The sequence below is a fragment of the Dyella telluris genome (assembly GCF_014297575.1).
Lineage (GTDB): Bacteria > Pseudomonadota > Gammaproteobacteria > Xanthomonadales > Rhodanobacteraceae > Dyella > Dyella telluris.
In genome coordinates, this window is the sequence record NZ_CP060412.1 from 1050457 (window position 1) to 1075159 (window position 24703).

The following is a 24703-nucleotide window of genomic DNA, read 5'->3' on the forward strand; positions in this document are numbered from 1 at the left end:
GCCATGGCCCGAACACGAGGCGCACTCCTTGCGCCTCTTTTCGTATGTCAGCGAGTAGAACCCGTGAAGGGCTTACTCCACACCAATGTCGCTACCGGTGGTGGCTTCTGCGAAGGAAGCCGACGAAGCGGAGCCGGAGAGAGTTTCGAGCTCCGAGGCGGTAAGACCACCCTGGCGATGACGCGATGCGTGATACGCCAGACCCGTACCTGCCGGAATAAGACGGCCGACAATAACATTTTCCTTCAGGCCACGCAAGGTGTCGCGCGTGCCGCGGACCGCAGCTTCCGTCAGGACTCGGGTGGTCTCCTGGAAGGAGGCTGCCGAGATGAAGGATTCCGTGGCCAGCGATGCCTTGGTGATACCGAGCAGCACCGACTGATACTCCGCCGGACGCTCGCCGCGCTTGACGGCACGCTCGTTCTCGCCATTGATGCGGACGCGTTCGACCTGCTCGCCGCGCAGGTAGTGGCTCTCACCCGGATCGGTGATTTCCACCTTGCGCAGCATCTGGCGAATGATCGCCTCGATGTGCTTGTCGTTGATCTTCACGCCCTGCAGACGGTAGACGTCCTGGATTTCCTTGACCAGGTACGAGGCCAGCGGCTCGACACCCAGCAGGCGCAGGATGTCGTGCGGGCTGGGCTCGCCGTCCACCACGGTTTCGCCCTTCTCCACGTGTTCGCCTTCGAACACGATGACCTGACGCCACTTGGGAATCAGCTCTTCGTGCTCGTTGCCGTCCACGTCCTTGATGATCAGGCGCTGCTTGCCCTTGGTGTCCTTGCCGAAGCTGATGACACCCGAACGCTCGGCGAGAATCGCCGGTTCCTTCGGCTTGCGGGCTTCGAACAAGTCGGCCACGCGGGGCAGACCACCCGTGATGTCGCGGGTCTTGGAGGTTTCCTGCGGGATACGGGCAACCACGTCACCCACGCCCACATTGGCACCGTTCTGGATGGACACGATGGCGCCGGCCGGGAGCATGTACTGCGCCGGCACGTCGGTGCCCGGCAGCTTCAGCTCGCGACCCTTGGCATCTTCCAGGCGCACGATCGGGCGCAGGTCCTTGGCGGCCGTACCACGGCGCTTCGGATCGGTCACCACCGCCGATTCCAGACCCGTCAGGTCGTCGGTCTGGCTCTGCACGGTGACGCCATCGATGAAGTCGATGAAGCGCACGGTACCGGCCACTTCCGACACGATCGGGTGGGTATGCGGATCCCAGTTGGCCACGGCCTGGCCGGCCTTGACCGGATCACCATCTTTGACGGTAATCGTCGCGCCGTAAGGCACCTTGTAGCGCTCACGCTCGCGGCCGTTGGCGTCGATGACGCTGACTTCGCCCGAACGCGACACGGCCACCAGGTGGCCCTGCGAGTGCTGCACGGTCTTGAGGTTGTTGAACTTCAGCGTGCCGGTGGTCTTCACCGTCACGTTGTCCACGGCAGCAGCACGGGATGCCGCACCACCGATATGGAACGTACGCATGGTCAGCTGGGTACCCGGCTCACCGATGGACTGCGCAGCGACGACGCCGACCGCTTCACCCATGTTCACCAGGTGGCCACGGGCCAGATCGCGGCCGTAGCACAGTGCGCACACGCCGTGATCGGCGGAGCACGTGATGGGCGAGCGCACCTTGATCGACTGCACGCCGGCCTTGTCGAGCTTCTCGACCAGGGCTTCGTCCAGCAGGGTGTCGCGGGTGACGATCGGCTCGTTGTCTTCGCCCGGGCCGTAGACGTCTTCCAGCGCCACGCGACCGAGCACGCGGTCGCGCAGCGGCTCGACCACGTCGCCGCCTTCCACGATCGGCTGCATGGTGACGCCTTCGTCCGTACCGCAGTCGAACGAGGTGATCACCACGTCCTGCGCCACGTCCACGAGACGACGCGTCAGGTAACCGGAGTTCGCCGTCTTCAGCGCCGTATCCGCCAGGCCCTTACGGGCACCGTGGGTGGAGTTGAAGTACTGCAGAACGTTCAGGCCTTCGCGGAAGTTCGCCTTGATGGGCGTCTCGATGATCGAGCCGTCCGGGCGAGCCATCAGGCCGCGCATACCGGCCAGCTGACGAATCTGAGCCACCGAACCACGGGCGCCGGAGTCGGCCATGATGTACAGCGAGTTCATGGACTTCTGGTTGACCGTCTTGCCTTCGGCATCGGTCACCTTTTCGGTACCGATACCGTCGATCATCGCCTTGGCGACGAGTTCGTTGGTGCGCGACCAGATGTCGACGACCTTGTTGTAACGCTCGCCGGCGGTCACAAGACCCGACTGGTACTGCTCCTGGATCTCGACGACTTCCTTCTCAGCCTCTTCCAGGATCGGCTTCTTCTGATCCGGGATGATCATGTCGTCGATGCCGATGGAGATACCGGCACGCGTCGCGAAGCGGAAACCGGTGTACATCAGCTGGTCGCCGAAGATCACGGTGTCCTTCAGGCCCAGGCGGCGGTAGCACTGGTTGATCAGGCGCGAGATGTTCTTCTTGGTCAGCTCGGTGTTGGCCAGCGCGAACGGCAGGCCTTCCGGCATGATTTCGAGCAGCAGCGCGCGACCCACGGTCGTGTCGACGATCTGGGTGCTCTCGGTGCGGTTGCCGTCTTCGTCGATCTGCACCTGGTTGATGCGGACCTTGACCTTGGCGTGCAGCTGCACGGCGCGGTTGTCGTAGGCGCGGCGGACTTCGCCGATGCCCGAGAACACCATGCCGTTGCCCTTCGCGTTCACCAGCTCGCGGGTCATGTAGTACAGGCCCAGCACCACGTCCTGGGTCGGCACGATGATCGGCTCGCCGTTGGCGGGCGACAGGATGTTGTTGGTCGCCATCATCAGGGCGCGCGCTTCGAGCTGCGCCTCGATGGAGAGCGGCACGTGCACGGCCATCTGGTCACCGTCGAAGTCGGCGTTGAACGCCGTACACACGAGCGGGTGCAGCTGGATGGCCTTGCCTTCGATCAGCTTCGGCTCGAACGCCTGGATGCCCAGACGGTGCAGCGTGGGCGCACGGTTGAGCATGACCGGATGTTCGCGGATCACCTCTTCGAGGATGTCCCACACCTGGCCTTCTTCGCGCTCGACGAGCTTCTTGGCGGCCTTGATGGTGGTGGCTTCGCCGCGAGCCTGCAGCTTGGCGAAGATGAAGGGCTTGAACAGCTCAAGTGCCATCTTCTTCGGCAGACCGCACTGGTGCAGGCGCAGGGTCGGACCCACCACGATCACCGAGCGACCGGAGTAGTCCACGCGCTTGCCGAGCAGGTTCTGACGGAAGCGACCCTGCTTGCCCTTGATCATGTCGGCCAGCGACTTCAGCGCGCGCTTGTTCGTGCCGGTGATGGCACGGCCGCGGCGGCCGTTGTCGAGCAGCGCATCGACCGATTCCTGCAGCATGCGCTTTTCGTTGCGCACGATGATGTCGGGCGCATTGAGTTCGAGCAGGCGACGCAGGCGGTTGTTGCGGTTGATGACGCGGCGATACAGGTCATTCAAGTCGGACGTGGCGAAACGGCCGCCGTCCAGCGGAACCAGCGGACGCAGGTCCGGCGGCAGCACCGGCAGCACGGTCAGCACCATCCATTCCGGACGGTTGCCCGACTCCAGGAACGCCTCGATCAGCTTCACGCGCTTGGTGAGGCGCTTGAGCTTGGTCTCGGAGTTGGTGGAAGCGATTTCTTCCTTCAGGCGCACGACTTCGCCCGGAAGATCCAGGGACTTGAGCAGCTCGTAGACGGCCTCGGCACCCATGCGGGCGTCGAACTCGTCACCGTGCTCTTCCACGGCTTCCAGGTACTGGTCTTCGCTGAGCAGCTGGCCGCGCTCGAGCGCGGTCAGACCTGGATCGATCACCACGAAGGCTTCGAAGTACAGGATGCGCTCGATGTCGCGCAGGGTCATGTCCAGCATCAGGCCGATGCGCGAGGGCAACGACTTGAGGAACCAGATGTGCGCGGTCGGCGAGGCCAGCTCGATGTGGCCCATGCGCTCGCGGCGCACCTTGGCCAGCGTCACTTCCGTGCCGCACTTTTCGCACACCACGCCGCGGTGCTTCATGCGCTTGTACTTGCCGCACAGGCACTCGTAGTCCTTCACCGGGCCGAAGATGGCGGCGCAGAACAGGCCGTCACGCTCGGGCTTGAAGGTGCGGTAGTTGATCGTTTCCGGCTTCTTCACTTCGCCGTACGACCACGAGCGGATCAGCTCCGGCGAAGCCAGAGCGATCTTGATCGCATCGAAGTCAGGCGCCGTGCGCTGCTGGTTGAACAGATTGAGCAAGTCTTTCATGGATGTCTCCGAGAGATCGGGAATAAGGAATGGAGAATCAGTCAGAGGTAACGAGGAGTACGCCTCGTTACCTCCTCAACTCACTTCACTTCTTCCAGATCGATATCGATACCGAGCGAGCGGATTTCCTTCACCAACACGTTGAAGGATTCCGGCATGCCCGCCGCCATCTCGTGGTTGCCGTCGACAATGTTCTTGTACATCTGGTTGCGGCCCTGCACGTCATCGGACTTCACCGTCAGCATTTCCTGCAGGGTGTAAGCCGCGCCGTAGGCTTCCAGCGCCCAGACTTCCATTTCACCGAAGCGCTGGCCACCGAACTGCGCCTTACCACCCAGCGGCTGCTGCGTGACGAGCGAGTACGGACCGGTCGAACGCGCGTGCATCTTGTCGTCGACCAGGTGGTTCAGCTTCAGGTAGTGCATGTAGCCCACGGTGACCGGGCGATCAAACGCCTCGCCGGTACGACCGTCGAACAGCACCGTCTGGCCCGATTCCGGCAGGTCGGCGAGCTTGAGCATCGCCTTGATCTCGGTTTCCTCGGCACCGTCGAACACCGGGGTGGCCATCGGCACGCCTTCCTGAAGGTTGTTCGCCAGCGCGAAGATTTCTTCGTCGGTGAGCGACTTCAGGTCGACATGCTGCACGGCACCGGCGACGTGGTGGTTGTACACCTGGTCGAGGAACTCGCGGATCTGCGCCACCTTGGCCTGCGCTTCGAGCATCTTCTGGATCTTCTTGCCCAGGCCCTTTGCGGCCCAGCCAAGGTGCACTTCCAGAATCTGGCCGATGTTCATACGCGACGGCACGCCCAGCGGGTTCAGCACGATGTCGACCGAGGTACCGTCTTCGGAGAACGGCATGTCCTCCACCGGCACCACGTTGGACACCACACCCTTGTTACCGTGGCGGCCGGCCATCTTGTCGCCCGGCTGGATGCGGCGCTTCACGGCCAGGAACACCTTGACCATCTTGAGCACGCCCGGAGCAAGGTCGTCACCCTGGGTGATCTTGCCCTGCTTCTCCTTGAAGCGCTTCTCGAACTCTTCCTTGTGGCGCTTGACCTGATCGGCCGCGCGCTCGAGGAATTCGGTGACGTCCTCTTCCTTGACGTTGATCTTGAACCAATCGTCACGCTTGAGGCCGTCGAGGTAGGCGTCGGTGATTTCCGCGCCGCGCTTGAGGCCACCCGGGCCGCTCATCGCGGTCTTGCCGACGAGCTGGGTGCGCATACGGTTGTAGATCGCGCCTTCGAGGATGCGGAACTGGTCATCAAGGTCCTTGCGGATACGCTTGATTTCCATTTCCTCGATCTGGCGAGCGCGCTTGTCCTTCTCGATGCCGTCGCGGGTGAAGACCTGCACGTCGATGACGGTGCCGTCCATGCCCGGGGGCACGCGCAGCGAGCTGTCCTTCACGTCCGAAGCCTTCTCGCCGAAGATCGCGCGCAGCAGCTTCTCTTCCGGGGTCAGCTGGCTTTCGCCCTTGGGCGTGACCTTGCCGACCATGATGTCGCCGGCCTTCACTTCCGCGCCGATGTACACGATGCCGGATTCGTCGAGGCGGGCCAGCGCCTGCTCACCCACGTTCGGGATGTCGGCGGTGATTTCCTCGGCGCCCAGCTTGGTGTCACGCGCGATGCAGGACAGCTCCTCGATGTGGATCGAGGTGTAGCGGTCTTCCTGCACGACGCGCTCGGAGAGCAGGATCGAGTCTTCGAAGTTGTAGCCGTTCCACGGCATGAAGGCGATCAGCATGTTCTGGCCGAGCGCGAGCTCGCCCAGGTCGGTCGACGAACCGTCGGCCAGCGTGTCGCCCTTCGCCACGATGTCACCCACGTTCACCAGCGGACGCTGGTTGAGGTTGGTGTTCTGGTTGGAACGGGTGTACTTGGTCAGCGTGTAGATATCGACGCCGGCGTCGTTGTCGCCGACCTCTTCCTCGTTCACGCGCACCACGATACGGCCAGCATCGACCTGGTCGATCACGCCGCCGCGCTTGGCGGTGACGATGACGCCCGAGTCACGCGCCACGGCGCGCTCGATGCCGGTACCGACCAGCGGGGTCTGCGAACGCAGGGTCGGCACGGCCTGACGCTGCATGTTCGCGCCCATCAGTGCGCGGTTCGCGTCATCGTGCTCCAGGAACGGCACGAGTGCGGCAGCGACCGACACCGTCTGCATGGGCGAAACGTCCATGTAGTCGACTTCGGCGGACGGACGCAGCTCGGACTCGCCGCGGAAACGGCAGGACACGAAGTCTTCGATGAACGCGCCGTCCTTGAGCGGCGAGTTCGCCTGCGCAATGACGTGGTCGCCTTCTTCGATGGCCGACAGGTAATCCACCTGGTCGGTGACCTTGCCGCCCACGACCTTGCGGTACGGCGTCTCCAGGAAGCCGTACTGGTTGGTGCGCGCGTACACGGCGAGCGAGTTGATCAGGCCGATGTTCGGGCCTTCCGGCGTTTCAATGGTGCAGACGCGGCCGTAATGGGTCGGATGCACGTCGCGCACTTCGAAGCCTGCGCGCTCGCGGGTCAGACCGCCTGGGCCCAGGGCCGAGACGCGACGCTTGTGCGTCACTTCCGACAGCGGGTTGTTCTGGTCCATGAACTGCGACAGCTGCGACGAACCGAAGAACTCCTTCACTGCCGCCGCAACCGGCTTGGCGTTGATCAGTTCCTGCGGGGTCAGGCCTTCGGATTCGGCCAGCGACAGGCGCTCGCGCACCGCACGCTCGACGCGCACCAGGCCGATGCGGAAGGTGTTCTCGGCCATTTCGCCGACCGAACGCACGCGACGGTTGCCGAGGTGATCGATATCGTCAACGGTGCCATGACCGTTCTTGATGTCGATGAGCACCTTCAGCACGTCGAGGATGTCGGAACGGTCGCCCTGCGACTTGACCAGTTCCTGGGCTTCCTCTTCCTTGCGATCCTGGAAGTACTTCTTGTCGAACAGCACGCCCGGCCCGACGATCTCCTGACGGCCCACGCGACGGTTGAACTTCATGCGACCCACGGCCGACAGGTCGTAGCGGTCGAAGGTGAAGAACAGGTTGTAGAACAGGTTCTGCGCGGCGTCCTTGGTCGGCGGCTCGCCCGGGCGCATCATGCGGTAGATTTCCACCAGCGCCTCGAGCGGCGTCTTGGTGTTGTCGATGCGCAGGGTGTGCGAAATGTACGCACCGCGATCCAGGTCGTTGACGTACAGCGTCGGCACGACTTCGATACCGGCCTTGCGGAAATTCTCCAGCTGCTCGCCGGTGATTTCGTCATTGGCCTGGGCCAGCAGCTCGCCGGTCTTGGGATCGATCACGTCGATCGCCAGGATGCGGCCGACCGGGTAGTCGTCCGGCACTTCCAGCGCGGTGATGTTCTCGGCGGCCAGCTGGCGCACGTGACGCGCAGTGATGCGCTTGCCGGCTTCCACCAGCACCTTGTCACCAATGGCCAGGTCAAAGGTCAGCGTTTCACCGCGCAGGCGCTCGGCGACGAGTTCCAGCGTGGTGCCACCCTTCTTGCCCAGGTGGAACACGTTGTGCTCGAAGAACGTATCGAGCATCTCGACGTTGCTGTAGCCCAGCGCGCGCAGCAGCACGGTCACCGGCAGCTTGCGGCGACGGTCGATACGAGTGAACAGCGCGTCCTTCGGGTCGAACTCGAAGTCCAGCCACGAACCGCGGTAAGGGATCACGCGGGCCGAGAACAGCAGCTTGCCCGAGCTGTGCGTCTTGCCGCGGTCGTGGTCGAAGAACACGCCCGGCGAACGATGCAGCTGCGAGACGATGACGCGCTCGGTGCCGTTGATGATGAAGGTGCCGGTGTCGGTCATGAGCGGAATTTCGCCCATGTAGACTTCCTGCTCCTTCACGTACTTCACGGCCTTCTTGGATGCCGGGCTGTCCTTGTCATAGATGACCAGGCGCACGGTCACGCGCAGCGGCGCGCCGAAGGTCATGCCGCGGTTGCGGCACTCGCGTTCGTCAAAGGGCGGCTCGCCCAGGCGATAGTCGACATACTCAAGTGCCGCGTTGCCCGAATAGCTCACGATCGGGAACACGGACTTCAGCGCGGCGTGGAGACCCTTGTCGTCGCGGGCCTTGGGAGCGATGTGCTCCTGCAGGAACTCGCGATAGGAATCGGTCTGGATGGTCAGCAGGTTCGGCACGCCCAGTACAGGGGGACGCTTGCCGAAATCCTTGCGGATGCGCTTCTTCTCGGTAAACGAGTAGGTCATGGTGGGTACCGCCTCGGTTCGCAGTGACGCCGGTGGTGCACACACCGGCTGAATTGTGAAAGCTGTGTCTGCGTTCGACGGACCAGGTGTGCTGCCCTGCCCGTCGATGCGTCAAAAAGACATGAGTCAAAGGTCGGCGGTGTGCTGCAGGCCTTTCAGTGCTGTCTTCCGGACGCGTAAAACACGAACCAATAAAGATGAAGCTTTGTCATTACAGGCCGCATCGCGCGATGCAACCCTATTGCAACAGGCAAAGCCCGGGAGCTTACGCTCCCAGGCTTGGCTTGACGCTAGATCAAACTGACGGCGCGCAAGAACGCCAATTACTTCAGTTCGACCGTGGCGCCTGCAGCTTCGAGGTCCTTCTTGAACTTCGCAGCGTCATCCTTCGAAGCGGCTTCCTTCACGACGCCACCGGCTTCGGTCAGGTCCTTCGCTTCCTTCAGGCCCAGGCCCGTGATGGCACGGACGGCCTTGATCACGTCGACCTTCTTGTCGCCGGCGCTCTTCAGGATCACGTCGAACTCGGTCTGCTCTTCAGCAGCCGGGCCGGCAGCGGCCGGGCCAGCGGCCATCATGACCGGGGCAGCGGCGGACACGCCAAACTTTTCTTCGATGGCCTTCACCAGCTCCATCACTTCCATGAGCGACTTGGCGGCAACGGCTTCAACGATCTGATCGTTAGTCAGGGACATTTTGATTTACCTCTGGAAATTGATTCGTTTTAGATACGCGTCGAACTTAAGCTTCAGCCGTGGCTTCCGCGGCGACTTCGCCACCACCCTGCTTGTCGGCCACGGCCTTGACGGCGCGGGCAAACATCGCAGCGGGCTCGGCGAGCACGCGGGCCAGCATGGCCAGCGCTTCTTCGCGGGTCGGCAGCGAGGCGAGCACGTCCACATGGGCGGCCGGCAGCAGCTTGCCTTCCACGGAGACGACACGAGCCTTCAGCTTGTCATTGGTCTTCGCGAATTCCTTGATCAGGCGACCGGCAGCACCGGGCTCCTCCATCGAGAACGCGTACAGCAGCGGACCGGTCAGGGCGTCCTTGACGACCTCGAACTCGGTACCACCGACGGCGCGCGAAGCCAGCGTGTTCTTGACAACCTTCAGGAACACACCGCTTTCACGGGCCTTCTTGCGCATCGCGGTCATCTGTTCGACCGTGGTGCCCGCGTACTCGACAGCGACCAAGGAGTGAGCCTTCGCGGCAACTTCTGCCAGTTCGGCGACTACTTCTTGCTTCTGAGAGAGATTCAGAGCCATATCACTCCTCCACTATGAAATCCGCTTGCGGCTCCTGCCGCTTGCGGTCCTGAGCGACGCCTTCCGTGACGTCGGGGATCGGTGAGATCCCGGGTGGTGGCCTTTCCAGAAAGAGCAATTCCAGAAGGGGCAGCACCATCTACGCAGGCCAGATTCCCTGGGAATCCGATTAAGCGAACCCGCTAGCCACGACGGCGTTTCCTTGCCAACACGAGCTCCCTGCTCGTCGTCGTGGCGCGCTGATCGCGCCTGCGGTCTTTGACGGCGACTCCGGTGGTTCACACCAGGGCCTGCCTTCAAAAACGTGCCCGCACCGACTTACGCCGGTGCGGGACTTGAACTTCTTACTTGGTCGACACCGTCAGGGTCGACACTTCGACCGGCACGCCCACGCCCATGGTGGACGACAGCGCGACCTTCTGCAGGTACTGACCCTTGGCGGTCGACGGCTTGGCCTTCAGCAGGTCGTTGACCAGCGCGTTCAGGTTGTCCGCGAGCTGGGCAGCGTCGAAGCTGGCCTTGCCGATGGTGGCGTGGATGATGCCCGCCTTGTCGTTACGGAACTTCACCTGGCCGGCCTTGGCGTTCTTGACGGCCGTGGCGACGTCGGCGGTGACCGAGCCATCCTTCGGGTTCGGCATCAGGCCACGGGGGCCCAGCAGCTGACCGAGCTTACCGACCACGCGCATCGCGTCCGGCGTGGCGATGACGCGACCGAAGTCGAGATCGCCAGCCTGCATGCGCTCGGCCAGGTCGTCCATACCGACGGCGTCGGCACCGGCGGCCTTGGCGGCTTCGGCCTTCTCACCAGCCGGCACGAACACGGCGACCTTGACGGTCTTGCCGGTACCGTGCGGCAGCAGCGAGGAACCACGCACGCCCTGGTCGGACTTCTTGGCGTCGATGCCGAGACGGACGGAAACGTCCACGGACTCAGCGAACTTCGCCTTGGCGTTGTTCTTGACGATGGTCAGGGCTTCTTCCAGGCCATAGAGCTTGCCCGGCTGCACTGCGGCCTGGGCCGCCTTCATACGCTTCGTGATCTTTGCCATGTCTTAGCCCTCCACCACAAAGCCCATGCTGCGGGCGCTACCGGCAATGGTGCGCACCGCGGCGTCCAGATCAGCAGCCGTGAGATCCGGCTCCTTCTGCTTCGCAACGTCTTCCAGCTGCTTGCGGGTGATCTTGCCGACCTTGTCAGTGTTCGGCTTGGACGAACCCTTGGCGATGCCCGTGACCTTCTTGATCAGGATCGACGCCGGCGGGGTCTTGGTGATAAAGGTGAAGCTACGGTCCGAATAGGCCGTGATGATCACGGGGATCGGGAGACCCGGCTCCAGCTTCTGCGTGGCGGCATTGAACGCCTTGCAGAATTCCATGATGTTCAGGCCGCGCTGACCGAGCGCCGGACCGACCGGCGGCGACGGGTTGGCCTGACCGGCCTTGACCTGCAGCTTGATGTAGCCAACTACTTTCTTTGCCATTGGATTTTCCTCGCGAGTTCAAGCGCCTTGCGGCTCCTCGCAGTGTTGTCGTCCCTGAGAGAGGAAGGCCCGCTATCCCGCGGACCCAAAAACACGGACACGCCGGGGCTAAAATCCCAGCGTGAACCGCATACTATAGAGACTGATCAAGTTTTAAGCAAGCCCTGTGCCGGCGCCTGCCCTGGAGCCAGGTCAGGCCTTCTCGACCTGGCCAAACTCCAGCTCGACCGGGGTCGAGCGACCGAAAATGAGCACCGCGACGCGCAGGCGGCTCTTCTCGTAATTGACTTCCTCGACCACGCCGTTGAAGTCGTTGAACGGACCGTCGGTGACGCGAACCATCTCGCCCGGCTCGAACAGCACCTTGGGCTTGGGCTTCTCGACGCCTTCACGGACGCGACTGAGGATCGCATCGGCCTCGGAATCACGGATCGGGAGCGGACGATCGGCGGTACCGCCGATGAAACCCATGACCTTCGGGGTTTCCTTGACCAGATGCCAGCACTCGTCGTCGATGCGCGGCGCCTTGCCCTCGGTGTCCGTCTCAATCTGGACGAGAACGTAACCCGGGAAGAACTTGCGCTCGCTGCGACGCTTCTGGCCACTGCGCATTTCAATGACTTCTTCGGTCGGCACCAAGACTTCGCCGAACCTCTCTTCCATACCGGCGCGGCGGATACGCTCATCGAGCGAACGCTTCACCTGGTTTTCGAAGCCCGAATAGGCGTGCACCACATACCAACGCTTGCTCATGCCATCACCTCACGTACCGAGCTTGAGCAGCCAGTCGAGCACGACCGACTTCAGAATCAGATCGATCAGGCCCAGCAGCAGCGAGAGCACAACCACCACAACCATGATGATGCCGGTGGTCTTGAGCGTCTCGTCGCGGGTGGGCCAGACCACCTTGCGCAGTTCGAACTGCGATTCGCCGAGGAAAGCGCGCACCCGGCGGCCCGGTGCAGTGAACGCACCAATGGCCAGCGAGATGATCAGCGCAGCCAGCACGCCCAGCAGTCGGACCGACTGCGGAACCGAGCCGTCCGTGCCAAACCACGAATACGCAAAAATGCCGGCTGCCAGCACGATGAAGGCCAGCACCAGCTTGGCGATGTCGGCGCCATTGGCGCCCTTGGTCGGTTCTGCCTTCGTATTCATGCGACATGATCGGATGAGAGAGGCATCGACCGTTTTACGGCCTGCATGCCATCCACCATCCGTCGTGGATCCTCGGGAAGATGGCACGCCAGGAGGGACTCGAACCCCCAACCTGCGGTTTTGGAGACCGCTGCTCTGCCAATTGAGCTACTGGCGTATAAAAAAGGGTGAAGTCGCTCGCCTTGCCGCCACAAGGTGGCGCCTTTCGGCGCCTTTCCAAGAGCAGGGCCTCAGCCCCGCTCCGGATCCTTGCAGCCCGCAGTGCGGGCGACTTCCCAGTCTACAGCTTACTTGATGACCTTGGCCACCACGCCGGCGCCGACGGTACGGCCGCCTTCGCGAATGGCGAAGCGCAGGCCCTGGTCCATGGCGATCGGGTGGATCAGGGTGACAACCATCTTGATGTTGTCGCCCGGCATGACCATTTCCACGCCTTCCGGCAGCTCAATCGCGCCGGTCACGTCGGTCGTGCGGAAGTAGAACTGCGGGCGGTAGCCCTTGAAGAACGGGGTGTGACGGCCACCTTCGTCCTTCGACAGCACGTACACTTCGGCTTCGAAGTCGGTGTGCGGGGTGATCGTGCCCGGCTTGGCCAGCACCTGGCCACGCTCGACGTCGTCACGCTTCAGGCCGCGGAGCAGCAGACCGGCGTTGTCGCCTGCCTGACCCTGATCCAGCAGCTTGCGGAACATTTCCACGCCCGTGACGGTGGTCTTCTGGGTCGGGCGGATGCCGACCACTTCGACTTCGTCACCGACCTTGATGATGCCGCGTTCGATACGACCGGTCACCACGGTGCCGCGGCCCGAGATCGAGAACACGTCTTCCACCGGCATCAGGAACGGCTGGTCGATCGCACGCTGCGGTTCCGGGATGTAGGTGTCCAGGGCGTCAACGAGGGCGATGATCGCCGGCACGCCGATTTCCGACTGGTCGCCTTCCAGCGCCAGCTTGGCCGAACCCTTGATGATCGGGGTGTCGTCGCCCGGGAAGTCGTACTTGGAGAGCAGCTCGCGCACTTCCATTTCGACCAGCTCGAGCAGCTCGGCGTCGTCCACCATGTCGGCCTTGTTCAGGAACACGACGATGTAGGGCACGCCCACCTGACGCGACAGCAGGATGTGTTCGCGCGTCTGCGGCATCGGGCCGTCAGCGGCCGAGCACACCAGGATCGCGCCGTCCATCTGCGCCGCGCCCGTGATCATGTTCTTCACGTAGTCGGCGTGGCCCGGGCAGTCCACGTGTGCGTAGTGGCGGCTCGGCGATTCGTATTCGACGTGTGCGGTCGAAATCGTGATACCACGGGCCTTTTCTTCCGGCGCCGCGTCAATCGCGTCATACGCCTTGAATTCGCCACCGAAGCGCTCAGCGCCGACCTTGGTCAGTGCAGCCGTCAGCGTCGTCTTGCCGTGGTCCACGTGACCAATCGTGCCGACGTTGACGTGCGGCTTGGTGCGTTCGAATTTACCCTTTGCCATACGCCTAAAACCCCGATGGAGTCGAATTGATGAAAAGTGGAGATAAAACCCGCGGACCGCGGTGAGATGGTGCTCATGACTGGAATCGAACCAGCGACCTCTTCCTTACCAAGGAAGTGCTCTACCGACTGAGCTACATGAGCACAACAACAAGACAAACGAGAGCCAATGGAGCGGAAGGCGGGAATCGAACCCGCGTAATCAGTTTGGAAAACTGATGTTCTACCATTGAACTACTCCCGCCCTGCGCGGAACTCGTCTGGTGGAGGGAGGTGGATTCGAACCACCGAAGGCGTAAGCCAGCAGATTTACAGTCTGCCCCCGTTGGCCGCTTGGGTATCCCTCCAACAAAGAACGGCTATTATGTGGATCGAGCCGGGGGTCGTCAACACCTATCGAGGAAAAATTGACGTTTTCCCGCGATTTTTTTCACGGGTCAGAAGTATCCCTCAGAGATCTTCCGCCACGTGCGCGTCAACAAGCTGCTCCATCTCCTTGGAAAGATTCATGAGCTTCATGGCCTGCTCCTGCAACTGGCGCTCGCGGTCATCGCGCGGCTGCCAGGCCGGCACCGGCGTGGGCTTGCCTTCCGGCGCATCGAGCGCCACGAAGACCATCACGCAACTGGTCGCCAGGCGATGTTCGTCGCTGCGCAGGTCGCGCGCAAGTACATCCACCGCCATGTGCATGCTGGAACGGCCCGTGTGGATCAGACGCGCGCGCACGGTGACCAGGTCACCGATCAGGATGGGCTTCACGAACTGGATGCCACTGACCGACGCGGTGACGCAATAAGCCCCGCTCCATGCGACAGCACAGGCGTAACCCGCCTGGTCAATCCACTTCATCACCATGCCGCCGTGCACCTTGCCGCCGAAATTCACGTCGGTCGGCTGGGCCAGGAAACGGAAATTCACTTCGTGTTGCTTGCCGGGCATGGATGAGGGACTCGTGGAAAGACAGGTGGAGGATTATGCGCCGTCACCGACATCGGGGACACCGCCGCCCCTCCATCACGGACGAAGTTTTCGGGCCACTCGGCGGCCCCCGTCGTCACTGACATGCAAGCAGAACGGCTGCACCATGCAATCACGACTTGCCCTGGCGCCGCCATGAAACCCCTCGCCATCCCACGCCTTGCCGGCCTGCTGCCCCTCCTGCTTCTGGTGGCCTGCCATGACACACGCCCGGACACACCATCGGCCCGCCCGCCCCTCATCGTTGCGCATCGCGGCGGCACGGCGGACGCGCCCGAGAACACCCTTGAAGCGATTCGCCTGGCGCTGAGCCACCGGGCCGACGCGCTGTGGCTGAGCGTGCAGCTGAGCGCGGATGGGGTGCCGTTGCTGTATCGCCCGGCGGACCTCAGCGCCCTGACCAACGGCGCCGGCCCGGTAGCGCAGCTCAATGCCGCGCAGCTGGCAGAACTCAATGCGGGCTGGCAGTTCCGGGACGCTCTGGGCAACCTGCCCTATCGGCAGCACCCCGTCGGCATCCCCACCCTGCGTGAAGCGTTGCGTGCCATCCCGGCCGACATCACGGTGATTCTCGACATGAAGGCCTTGCCGGCCGAACCCCAGGCCGAGGCAGTTGCACGGGTACTCACGGAGGAGCAGGCCTGGGCCCGCGTCACGCTGTATTCCACCGATGCGGCTTACCAGACTGCATTCTCCCGCTACCCGCAGGCCCGCCTGTTCGAAAGCCGTGATGTCACCCGCCAACGCCTGCTCGATGTGCTACTGGCCGACCGGTGCGATAACGCACCAGATCCGCGAGCCCCCGCCGCCTTCGAGTGGCGTCGCGACGTGAGCGTGGTGGAGACCTTCACGCTGGGCGAGGCCCGCTCGAAGGTCGCTGCCAACTTCTGGACACCCGCCACGGCCCACTGCTTCCACCGACACCCCACGCAGTGGCTGCTGGCCATCGGAGTGAACAGCGCAGCGGACTATCGTGCTGCGGCATGCCTGGGCCTGGATGCGGTGCTGGTGGATTCGCCGGCCGCCCTGATGCCGGCGCGCGAGGCGTGGGCGCGCGGTGATCGCACCTGCCCCGCCGACGTGTCATCGACCCGGTAGATCATCGGCACGGCGAGCAGATTGCCACGTGGCCGACGAGCATTCCGATCAAACTCGAAGCCAAAATGGCGGTACACCGACACGGCGCCTGCCGCAGCATTGAGCGTGAATACCCGCGTGCCGGCGCGACGCATGCAGTCACGACGCAGGCGATCCCACAACTTTCTGGCAATGCCCTGCCCCTGATGGCGCGTGCCGACGAACAGCTGGCATACATGGCGGTCGTCGCGTACCGCCGCAACGCCGGCAAGGGCTCCATCGACAAAGGCGAGATGGAAGCGTTGCCCTGCCGCCATCCGCTGACGCGTCGCCCGCGTGCCCAGCCACTCGTCCAGCGCTGCCATCGCCCTGGGCGGCTGGCCCGGCATCACCCAGCGACGCGCCACGCGACGCACCAGCCGCGATATGGCCGGCGCATCGTCGGCACGGGCCAGCCGCATGCGCAGTTCACTCATGACCGCATCACAGCACGCGTCCAGCGGCCGGACAAGCGAGCTCAGTGCGCGCCCGCTCCGGCATCCGACTTGGCACCAAACGGCGGCCTGGCAAGCCAGACGAACACGACAAGCCCCAGGAAAATCCAACCCAGCGCGTGAAACAGCTCGTTGAAGGCGATCGGGTAGCCCTGCTGGGTGATCATGCCGTTGAGGATGCCGGCGCCGACTTGGTCGTCGCCACCGCCCAGCTGATGCACGGCGCGCATGGCATACGGGTTGTACATCGTGATGTGCTCGGCCGGGCGTGCATGATGCTGGTCGGCGCGTCGATCCCACAGGAAGGTCGTCAGCGACGCGGAAACGCTACCGCCAGGCGTGCGCAGGAAGGTGGCCAGGCTCCGAGCCGTCCGCCACCTCGCCGCGGAGTTGGAACAGGAGCTGAGGCAGCTCAGCGCGTAGCTACTGGGCGACATCCCGCAGGAGGACCTGGCGGTGGCCGCGCGCGTGCTGAAGGCTGTGGAGGAGCGGGCGCGGGGTTACGTGGAGAGTCACCGCTGACGACCAGCGCCACATGCTTTTTTGTAGGAGCGCACTGGTGCGCGACCAAGCCCCACCCCATCTGAAACGGCCCGGCGCCGCGATCGCGCACATGTGCGCTCCTACAAGAAGCTGGGAGCAAGGATTGCAGCCACAAAAAAGCCGCGCAAAGCGCGGCTCTCTTCTTGCCCTGAAACGTCCGCTCAGACGTTGAACAGGAAGTGCAGCACGTCGCCATCCTTCACGACATAGTCCTTGCCTTCCTTGCGCAGGCGACCGGCGGCAGCGGCACCGGACTCGCCCTTGTACTGGATGAAGTCGTCGTAGCTCACCGTTTCGGCACGGATGAAGCCGCGCTCGAAGTCGGTATGAATCACGCCTGCCGCCTGCGGCGCGGTAAAGCCGCGCTTGATCGTCCAGGCGCGCACTTCCTTCACACCAGCGGTGAAGTAGGTCTGCAGGTTGAGCAGCTTGTAGCCCGCGCGGATCACGCGGTTCAGGCCCGGCTCTTCCAGGCCCAGGTCCTTGAGGAATTCATCGCGGTCGGCATCGTCGAGCTGCGAGAGCTCTTCTTCGATGGCGGCGCACACCGGCACCACTTCGGCGCCTTCCACCACGGCGCGTGCGCGCACGGCATCCAGGTGCGGATTGTTCTCGAAGCCGTCTTCGCGCACGTTGGCGATGTACATCAGCGGCTTCAGGGTGAGCAGGAACAGGTCGCGCACCAGCGCCTTTTCCTCGTCATCCAGACCCAGGCTGCGCGCCGACTTGCCTTCGTTGAGGCCAGCGGCAAGCTTCTGCAGCACCGGCTTCTTGGCGATGGCTTCCTTGTCATTCGCCTTGGCCGAACGCTCGGCGCGGTTCAGCGCTTTCTCGACGGAGTCGAGGTCGGCCAGCGCCAGCTCGGTATCGATGGTTTCGATATCGGCGATGGGGTCAACCTTGCCCGCCACGTGGATGATGTCGGTGTGCTCGAAGCAGCGCACCACGTGCGTGATCGCATCCACTTCGCGGATGTGCGCAAGGAACTTGTTGCCCAGGCCTTCGCCCTTCGACGCGCCCGCCACCAGGCCGGCGATGTCGACGAACTCGACGGCGGTCGGGATCACCTTCTGCGGATTGACGATGTCCGACAGCGCGTTCAGGCGCGGATCCGGCACCGGCACCACGCCCACGTTCGGCTCGATGGTGCAGAACGGGAAGTTGGCGGCCGCAATGCCTGCCTTGGTGAGCGCGTTGAACAGGGTGGACTTGCCGACGTTAGGCAGGCCGACGATGCCGCATTTGATGCCCATGGGGAACTCCGCAAAGCTGTGTTCGTGAGACGGACAGGAAGCAACGACTGCGTATCAGCCGTTGCCTTACTTGCCCGTTCCGGGGGTATGTAGTTGTTGCATGGCCTTGTCGAACTGGCCATCCACCGCCAGCGGCAGCACGTCGAGTGCGCGCGCGATGCCGTCAATGATGGCGTCCTCGTCCTTTTCGGACGGACGACCCAACACCCACGGGGTGACCTTGTCCTTGTGGCCGGGGTGGCCAATGCCGATACGCATGCGATGGAACTTGGCGTGGCCAAGGTGCGCAATGATGTCGCGCAAGCCGTTCTGGCCGCCGTGGCCACCGTCGAACTTCATGCGCACGGTGCCGGCATCCATATCCAGCTCGTCGTGCGCCACCAGGCACTCGTCCGGCTCGATCTTGTAGTAGCGCAGCGCCGATGCCACGGCGATGCCGCTCTTGTTCATGAAGGTGGAGGGCTTGAGCAGCCACACCGACTGGCCGCCGATGCGAACCTTGCAGGTTTCGCCATGCAGCTTGCCGTCGAAACCGAAGCGCTCGCCCTGTCCTGACGCCAAGGCGTCAACAAACCAGAACCCGGCGTTGTGCCGGGTTCGGAGATATTCGGCACCGGGATTACCCAGCCCGACAATGAGTCGCAGACCCGCCATAGGATCGAGCGGTCCGCACTCGTGACGAGCGCGGACCGCAGCGACTTACTTCTTGGGAGCTTCCGCGGCCGGAGCGGCGTCGCCCTCGGCAGCCGGGGCTTCCACTTCTTCCTTCACCGAGTTGGCGGTGACGACGGCGATGTCGTGGTCCGCACCCAGGTGCAGGGCGACGATTTCCACGCCCTTGGGCAGCTTGAGCTGCGACAGGTGAACGATGTCGCCCGGCTTCAGATCGGTCAGGTCGAGTTCGATGAACTCCGGCAGATCCTTCGGCAGGCAGGACACTTCCACTTCGGTCAGGTTGTGCGAGATCACCACGCCCGAGGTCTTGGCGGCGGCGGACTTTTCCTGGTTCAGGAAGTGCACCGGCACCTTGACGTGCAGGGCCTTGTTCGCGTCGACGCGCTGGAAGTCCATGTGCAGCATCTGCAGCTTGTACGGATGCTTCTGCCAGTCACGCACCAGCACCTTTTCCACCTTGCCGTCGACGTTCAGGTCGAGCACCGAGGAGAAGAACCACTCGTGCTTGGCGGAGAGAAGGATGGTGTTGTGCTCGATCTGGATGCTCTGCGGGGCCTGGCCGGCACCGTAGACAACGGCAGGCACGAAGCCGGCATGACGCAGGCGGCGGCTCGCACCTTTCCCCTCGTCATTACGGGCCGTAGCCTTGATTTCGTGAGTCGTAGCCATGTTGGTATTGCCTATCAGTAGTGAACTGCCTCGCGGCAGTCTGGGCGACTCCCCCGCGACCAGAGGAGTCGTAAAACAGCGGCAGGCTCGCGCCCGCCGCTGGAAAATCAATCGATGTAGAGCGAGCTCACCGACTCGCCGAAAGCGATGCGGCGGATCGTCTCCGCCAGAAGCTCGGCCACCGAGAGCTGACGGATCTTGCTGCATGCGGCGATATCGGGCCGCAGCGGCAAGGTGTTGGTGACCACCAGCTGGTCGAGCTGGGAGCCTTCGATGTTCTTCAGCGCCGCGCCCGACAGCACCGGGTGCACGCAGTACGCCACCACCTTGCGGGCGCCGCGCTCCTTGAGCGCCGCAGCAGCCGCGCACAGGGTGCCGGCGGTGTCGACGATGTCGTCGACCAGCACGCAGGTCTTGCCATCGACTTCACCGATGATGTTCATCACGGTGGCCACGTTCGCCTTCGGGCGACGCTTGTCGATGATGGCCAGGTCCGCGTCGTCCAGGCGCTTGGCCATGGCACGCGCACGCACCACGCCGCCCACGTCCGGACTGACCACGATCAGGTCGTCCATGCTGTAGTTGCGCCAGATGTCCGCCAGCAGCACCGGCGAGGCATAGACGTTGTCCACCGGGATGTCGAAGAAGCCCTGGATCTGGTCCGCGTGCAGGTCCACCGTGAGCACGCGATCCACACCGGCGGTGCCGATCATCTTGGCGACCATCTTGGCCGTGATCGGCACACGCGCCGAACGCGGGCGGCGATCCTGGCGGGCATAGCCGAAGTACGGGATCACTGCGGTGACGCTGGCGGCCGAGGCGCGCTTGAGCGCATCCACCAGGGTCAGCAGTTCGAACAGGTTCTCGGCACTCGGCGCGCCCGTGGGCTGCAGCACGAACACTTCCTGGCGGCGGACGTTCTCTTCGATCTCCACCTGCACTTCGCCGTCACTGAACGTGCTGACGAGCGCCTTGCCCAGGGGCACGCCCAGGCGCGTTGCAACGTCCTCGGCCAGCGCACGGTGCGCATTGCCGGTGAAAAGCATCGGGCCGGAAATGTCGAGGGTCATCTCATTGAACCTGTTTGAGCCATGTGGAAATGGCTGGGGCGGAAGGATTCGAACCTTCGCATGCAGGAATCAAAATCCTGTGCCTTAACCAGCTTGGCGACGCCCCAGTAATACTGGTTTCTTGCTACTTGCCGTTCCCGTCGACGCCGCGAAAGCGCGCCAGGGCGACCTGCAACGGAGAAACATCCTCGCCCTTGGCCACGTGGGCCGTGAAACCGGCGGGACACCGCTCCGCGATGGCTTCGGCGCGCTCCACGGAATCCGTTTCCAGGAAAACACACGCACCACTGCCCGAAAGCCTTGCCCGGCCGAAGCCGTCGAGCCAGTCCAGCGCCGCAGCCACGCGCGGATGTCGCGCGCGGACTACGGGCGCGAACGCGTTCTCGACCGTTTCGCCCGAAGCAAAGGATGAAATTGTCGCTGGCGGAGCATTTCGTGTCAATTCAGACGCTTGAAAAAGTGCCCCGGTCGGCACGTGTTCGTGTGGGTCCAGCACCACGTACCAGCGGCCCGGCAGGCTCAGCGGGGTGAGTTTTTCGCCAATCCCCTCAGCCCAGGCTGAACGTCCGCGCACGAACACCGGCACGTCCGCCCCCAGTTGGCGCCCGAGTTCGGCCAGGGTGTCTTCGTCCAGCCCGGCGTCCCACAGCGCGTTGAGAGCCACCAGCACGGTGGCGGCATCGGAACTGCCGCCGCCCAGGCCGCCGCCCATGGGCACGCGCTTGTCCACCTCGATATCCGCACCCGACCCGGCCGGCGCATGGGCCTGCAGCAGGCGGGCCGCCCGGACGACCAGATCGGCCTCCTCGGGCACCCCGGGCACGTCGGTCAGGCGGTGGATACCGCCGTCCGTGCGCACGCGCAGGCGGATCTCATCACCCCAGTCGAGCAGGCGGAATACCGTCTGCAGCTCGTGATAGCCATCCGGCCGACGGCCGACGATGCGCAGGAACAGGTTGACCTTGGCCGGCGCCGGCCAGACGGTCCAGTCGGCCAGGTCCGGCGGCGGCAGCGGCCGGCTCATGAATACGCGCAGGTCTTCCGGAAAGCCGTTCTCGCGGTCTCGCTCCAGTGCGAAGGCGAACTCGGGGCGGGTCTTGTCGACCACCTGAAAGCCATGTTTCGCATAGAACGGTGCATTCCACGGCACATCGGCCAGGGTGCCCAGGTCCACGCGGTGGTAGCCGGCCCTGCGCGCCCAGCCACAGGCATGCTCCAGCAGGGCGGCACCGATGCCGCGCTGCCCGTGCGAGGGCAGCACGTCCATTTCGGCCACGCCGATGGCGTCACCGCCCTCTTCCGCATCCAGCCAGATGAAACCGACGGCTTCGCCCGAGCCGATCACCGCCACCCACACCAGCCCGCGCGCGATGGCCTCGCGCAGCACCTCAGGCGGCACCGACACCTGGCGATAGCACCGCCAGGCACGATGCCCCCGGAACAGCTCGACCGCTGCGCGCTCGATGGCGCACAGGGCGTCGACCTGGTCGGGGCGGGCGCGTTCGATGTGGAAGGTCATGGCAGGTGGAATTCCGGATGACTCTCTCTGTAGGAGCGCACCCTGTGCGCGACCGCCAGACAGGGCGAAGAGCCCCGACCTCTACGGTCGCGCACAGGGTGCGCTCCTACAAAGGCGGATGCTGAGGGTTACTGCTGGATGTTCCAGGACTCGATCGACAACCGCACCGAATACGGTGGATTGGCGGCGAACACCTTGGACGGCACGGCCGGCTCGCGGGTGTTGTTCCAGGCGGGGTATGACACGGTCCAGCTGTCCTGCGTAAGGGTGGACGGCAGGCCATCGTTGCCGAACTGCAGCTCGGCCGGTCCGCTGTCGGCTCGGGTGCCCAGCACCCAGGCGCGCAAGTTGCGCAAGGGCACGCGCCAGCCCAGTGCGTTCTGCACCAGCGACTCGGCATCCGGGCTGCGCTGCGGCCCGCCATCCAGGCCTTCGAGCACGGCGCCGTCCGGGGTCACGCTGAGCTTGAAGCTCTTGCTGCCCACCGGGCCACGTACGACGAAGTCGTAGCTCTCCCCGTTCTGGGTCCAGGTGAGCGTGCCGCTGCCGCCGTCCTTCTTGCCGTTGACCTCGCCCGACACACCGATCTTGCCCTGCAGGACCCAGTGGTCGGCCTTGGCCAGCAGGTGCTCGCGCGCACGTTGCTCGTTGAGCAGCACTGCGTAGTCGGCCTTGGGCTGGGGACGAACCGCTTCCTTAGGGGCGCAGGCGGCTAGCAGCAGCGGCAGGGCTGCCGCGAGGAGGCGAATGGAAAGCTTCATGGATTGAGGCGCTTGAGGGTGTTGTGAAGGTTGATGCTTTGCGGATCCATCTTACGGACTTCGTCGAAGACACGGCGCGCATCTTCCTGGCGCCCCTGCTTCCACAGCACCTCGCCCAGATGCACGCCGACATCGGCGTCCTTGTGCGCCGTCCAGGCACCGCGCAGGGTCGTTTCCGCCTGATCCAGGTGACCCAGCCGGTACTGCAGCCAGCCCCAGGAGTCGAGGATGGCCGGGTCATCCGGGCGCGCCGCGCGTGCCTGTTCGATCAGGCGCTGGGCCTCGGGCAGGTCGCGATTGGCATCGGCCAGCGTGTAGCCCAGCGCATTGGAGGCGTCGGTATCGTCCGGCTTGAGCTGCAGCAGGCGACGCAGGTCGGTCACGGCCTGGTCGGTCTGGCCGGCTTCGGCGTAGGCCAGGCCACGGCCGTACAGCAGGGCCGGATCGTCCGGGTTCACCTGCAGGGCGCGGCTGAAGGCGCGCTCAGCCTGCAGGTACTGCTGCTCATCCATGTACAGCTCGGCGTCCACCTCATAGGCACGACGGAGCATGGCCGGCTGGTCGAGGTAATCGGTCTGCATCTGCGCCAGCTGTTCGTGTGCCTCGGCGCTGCGGCCAAGGTCCTCCAGCAGGATCGCGCTGCGCAGGTCGGCGTCGAAGGCATGGTCGTCATCGTCGGCAACCTGGTCGTACCACTTCAGCGCGTCTTCCTTCTTGTCCAGCATCTCCGCCAGCTGTCCCAGCAGATAGGCGCTGCCCTGGCGCACGTCTTCCGGGGCGCGCTGGAGCTGGGTGTAAAGACGATTGATCGTCTTGGTGTCCTTGGCGCGGGCGGCCAGCGCGGCGCGCATGGCGTAGGTGTCCGCATCCTGCGGGCCGTTGTCGAGCAGCTTCGCGGCTGCCGTGTAGTCACCGCCCTGCCCCAGCAAGGTGGCGTAGGCAAGACGCAGGTGCGTGTCCTTGGGGTCCTTGGCCATCGCCTTGTCGAACAAGGCCTTGGCGCCGGTCCGGTCGCCATCGCGGTACTTCATCTGGCCCAGCCAGGCGTAGGTTTCCGCCGTGCCGAAGCGCTTCACCGCCGCCTCGGCGATCTGCAGCGCGTAGGCATGACGCCCCAGCTTGTCGCCCAGTTCGCTCATGGCCAGCCAGGCCTGGGGGTCGGCAGGCAGGCGCTGCGGGGTGGCAATGGCTTCCAGCAACGCCGACGCCTGGGCGGCGTCGCGGCTGCCAACCAGCACCCGGCCGAACTGGCGCCAGGCATCCGGATCACCCGTACCCACCAGTATCTCGAGCTGGCGGCGGGCCTCTTCGGTATTGCCCTGGCTCAGGGCCAGCTGGGCGCGGGCCTGGGCCAGCGGTGCCGGCTTGGCGCCCAGCGCCTGCCAGCGGGCGATGGCCGCCTGGGCAGCGGCGGTATCGCGCACCGCAATGGCCAGCGCCGCTGCCTGCTCGGCCACCTTGGGGTCGGGCGACAGCTGGGCCGCCCGGCTGTAGGCCTGGGACGCCGCCTTGAGATCGGTGCGGGTGAGCGCCATCTCGCCTGCAAGCAGCTGGGCGATCAGGTCGTGTTCCTGATCGGGAACCGCCACCACCAACCGGCCCAGCGGCTGCTTGTCGGTGGCCGACGAGCGTCCCGACTGCCCCGGCGCGGTGGCGCATGCCGCCAGTGCCAACGCCACCAGGCTGCCGGTCGCAAAATGCCGCAGTTGCTTGAACTTGGACCACCTGCTCAGCACACTATTCTCCGCTCATCC

The 24703-nt window shown here is 64.2% G+C and carries 19 protein-coding genes, 5 tRNA genes and 1 pseudogene; 1 reads left to right on the plus strand and 24 read right to left on the minus strand.

Features of this window, described 5'->3' with window-relative positions; genetic code table 11:
* Positions 1-72 precede the first annotated feature (72 nt).
* The 14 genes from rpoC to H8F01_RS04970 form a co-directional block, all read right to left on the minus strand.
* Entirely contained in the window at positions 73-4287 is a 4215-nt protein-coding gene (gene rpoC / locus H8F01_RS04905) for a DNA-directed RNA polymerase subunit beta' (RefSeq protein WP_187057922.1), read from the minus strand.
* Between the two features lie 80 nt (positions 4288-4367).
* Positions 4368-8525, minus strand: coding sequence for a DNA-directed RNA polymerase subunit beta (rpoB, locus tag H8F01_RS04910; RefSeq protein ID WP_187057923.1), 4158 nt, complete (start codon positions 8523-8525; stop codon positions 4368-4370).
* A gap of 323 nt (positions 8526-8848) precedes the next feature.
* On the minus strand, positions 8849-9220 hold the full coding sequence (gene rplL / locus H8F01_RS04915; protein ID WP_019464008.1) for a 50S ribosomal protein L7/L12: 372 nt from the start codon (positions 9218-9220) through the stop codon (positions 8849-8851).
* Positions 9221-9266: 46 nt separating this feature from the next.
* The gene (rplJ, locus tag H8F01_RS04920) at positions 9267-9791 is read right to left on the minus strand and encodes a 50S ribosomal protein L10 (RefSeq protein ID WP_187057924.1); all 525 of its coding nucleotides are present in this window, start codon (positions 9789-9791) and stop codon (positions 9267-9269) included.
* A 344-nt stretch (positions 9792-10135) separates the two neighbouring features.
* Positions 10136-10843, minus strand: a complete 708-nt coding sequence (rplA, locus tag H8F01_RS04925) for a 50S ribosomal protein L1 (RefSeq protein ID WP_187057925.1) — start codon at positions 10841-10843, stop codon at positions 10136-10138.
* Between the two features lie 3 nt (positions 10844-10846).
* A complete protein-coding gene (gene rplK, locus H8F01_RS04930) occupies positions 10847-11275 on the minus strand; it encodes a 50S ribosomal protein L11 (protein ID WP_187057926.1) in 429 nt (142 codons plus the stop codon).
* Between the two features lie 192 nt (positions 11276-11467).
* Positions 11468-12028, minus strand: a complete 561-nt coding sequence (gene nusG, locus H8F01_RS04935) for a transcription termination/antitermination protein NusG (protein WP_102305030.1) — start codon at positions 12026-12028, stop codon at positions 11468-11470.
* A 9-nt stretch (positions 12029-12037) separates the two neighbouring features.
* Positions 12038-12433 carry a preprotein translocase subunit SecE gene (secE, locus tag H8F01_RS04940; protein ID WP_187057927.1) on the minus strand — a complete coding sequence of 132 codons (396 nt, stop codon included), beginning with the start codon at positions 12431-12433 and terminating at the stop codon, positions 12038-12040.
* An 81-nt stretch (positions 12434-12514) separates the two neighbouring features.
* Positions 12515-12590: transfer RNA gene (locus tag H8F01_RS04945), tRNA-Trp, on the minus strand.
* Positions 12591-12720: 130 nt separating this feature from the next.
* Positions 12721-13911 carry an elongation factor Tu gene (tuf, locus tag H8F01_RS04950; RefSeq protein WP_187057920.1) on the minus strand — a complete coding sequence of 397 codons (1191 nt, stop codon included), beginning with the start codon at positions 13909-13911 and terminating at the stop codon, positions 12721-12723.
* Between the two features lie 67 nt (positions 13912-13978).
* Positions 13979-14054, minus strand: a tRNA-Thr gene (locus tag H8F01_RS04955).
* A 26-nt stretch (positions 14055-14080) separates the two neighbouring features.
* Positions 14081-14154, minus strand: a tRNA-Gly gene (locus H8F01_RS04960).
* A gap of 17 nt (positions 14155-14171) precedes the next feature.
* A tRNA-Tyr gene (locus tag H8F01_RS04965) sits at positions 14172-14257 on the minus strand.
* Positions 14258-14360: 103 nt separating this feature from the next.
* Positions 14361-14849: an acyl-CoA thioesterase gene (locus H8F01_RS04970; protein ID WP_187057928.1), complete on the minus strand. Its 489-nt coding sequence runs from the start codon at positions 14847-14849 to the stop codon at positions 14361-14363.
* 174 nt (positions 14850-15023) lie between these two features.
* On the opposite strand from H8F01_RS04970, the gene H8F01_RS21795 reads away from it, so the two are divergent.
* Positions 15024-15986, plus strand: a complete 963-nt coding sequence (locus H8F01_RS21795) for a glycerophosphodiester phosphodiesterase family protein (protein ID WP_187057929.1) — start codon at positions 15024-15026, stop codon at positions 15984-15986.
* Positions 15987-16042: 56 nt separating this feature from the next.
* Here H8F01_RS21795 and H8F01_RS21995 read toward each other — a convergent pair.
* The 10 genes and pseudogenes from H8F01_RS21995 to H8F01_RS05020 all read right to left on the minus strand — a co-directional run.
* Positions 16043-16441, minus strand: a pseudogene (locus H8F01_RS21995) (GNAT family N-acetyltransferase); the annotation flags it as partial.
* A gap of 41 nt (positions 16442-16482) precedes the next feature.
* On the minus strand, positions 16483-16896 hold the full coding sequence (locus tag H8F01_RS04980; RefSeq protein ID WP_187057930.1) for an efflux MFS transporter permease: 414 nt from the start codon (positions 16894-16896) through the stop codon (positions 16483-16485).
* Positions 16897-17163: 267 nt separating this feature from the next.
* Complete coding sequence (gene ychF / locus H8F01_RS04985; protein WP_187057931.1) at positions 17164-18255, minus strand: redox-regulated ATPase YchF; 1092 nt, start codon at positions 18253-18255, stop codon at positions 17164-17166.
* A 66-nt stretch (positions 18256-18321) separates the two neighbouring features.
* The gene (gene pth, locus H8F01_RS04990; protein WP_187057932.1) at positions 18322-18909 is read right to left on the minus strand and encodes an aminoacyl-tRNA hydrolase; all 588 of its coding nucleotides are present in this window, start codon (positions 18907-18909) and stop codon (positions 18322-18324) included.
* Positions 18910-18954: 45 nt separating this feature from the next.
* Positions 18955-19599 (minus strand): 50S ribosomal protein L25/general stress protein Ctc, encoded by a 645-nt coding sequence (locus tag H8F01_RS04995; protein ID WP_187057933.1) that lies wholly within the window; start codon positions 19597-19599, stop codon positions 18955-18957.
* Positions 19600-19706: 107 nt separating this feature from the next.
* Positions 19707-20645 (minus strand): ribose-phosphate diphosphokinase, encoded by a 939-nt coding sequence (locus H8F01_RS05000; protein ID WP_187059160.1) that lies wholly within the window; start codon positions 20643-20645, stop codon positions 19707-19709.
* A 54-nt stretch (positions 20646-20699) separates the two neighbouring features.
* Positions 20700-20776, minus strand: a tRNA-Gln gene (locus tag H8F01_RS05005).
* A gap of 17 nt (positions 20777-20793) precedes the next feature.
* Entirely contained in the window at positions 20794-22188 is a 1395-nt protein-coding gene (ispE, locus tag H8F01_RS05010; protein WP_187057934.1) for a 4-(cytidine 5'-diphospho)-2-C-methyl-D-erythritol kinase, read from the minus strand.
* Between the two features lie 128 nt (positions 22189-22316).
* Positions 22317-22949, minus strand: coding sequence for a lipoprotein insertase outer membrane protein LolB (gene lolB, locus H8F01_RS05015; RefSeq protein ID WP_187057935.1), 633 nt, complete (start codon positions 22947-22949; stop codon positions 22317-22319).
* Positions 22946-24685, minus strand: a complete 1740-nt coding sequence (locus H8F01_RS05020) for a tetratricopeptide repeat protein (RefSeq protein ID WP_187057936.1) — start codon at positions 24683-24685, stop codon at positions 22946-22948. Before H8F01_RS05020 ends, lolB begins: the two co-directional genes overlap by 4 nt.
* Between the last annotated feature and the right edge of the window lie 18 nt (positions 24686-24703).